Source organism: Gluconobacter sp. P1D12_c (genome assembly GCF_018812105.1).
GTDB classification, from domain to species: Bacteria; Pseudomonadota; Alphaproteobacteria; order Acetobacterales; family Acetobacteraceae; genus Gluconobacter; species Gluconobacter oxydans_A.
This window is the reverse complement of record NZ_JACSIQ010000907.1, coordinates 1-353: the sequence shown is the minus strand read 5'-3', so window position 1 is coordinate 353 and position 353 is coordinate 1. Positions and strand designations below refer to the sequence as shown.

The 353-nt window shown below is 45.3% G+C and carries 1 protein-coding gene; it reads right to left on the bottom strand.

Going from position 1 to position 353, the window contains the following annotated elements:
* Window positions 1-33: 33 nt before the first annotated feature.
* Window positions 34-353 (bottom strand): hypothetical protein (locus tag KP705_RS19740; RefSeq protein ID WP_215765541.1); only part of this gene is annotated, 320 nt, incomplete at its 5' end.

Below are 353 nucleotides of genomic sequence, written 5' to 3'. Positions count from 1 at the left end.
TCCTTAACAATGCACGACATCCTCTCACGAACATCAGCAAGAAAATCCTGCCAGCCGTTCCCCTTCAAAATACGGCAGATCAAAGAGGATATTCATATGCATGTTAAGGGTTTCATGATCCTCATTATGAGTGAACTCAGTCCCCCTGAAATACAGATTTGAACCATATTTTTGATTGAGCCAACGGAAGCAATCAGAGAGCTTGCGTGTCCATTTCCTATGCTCCGCCTTGAGGTCATCATATATGCGGACGTTCTCACCGCAGGTGATAACCATGTACCGCAGATACTTCCCCTTATTCGGGAGAATGTTATCAATCCAATAGGTCAGCTCATTCCTCAACTGGCGACGCT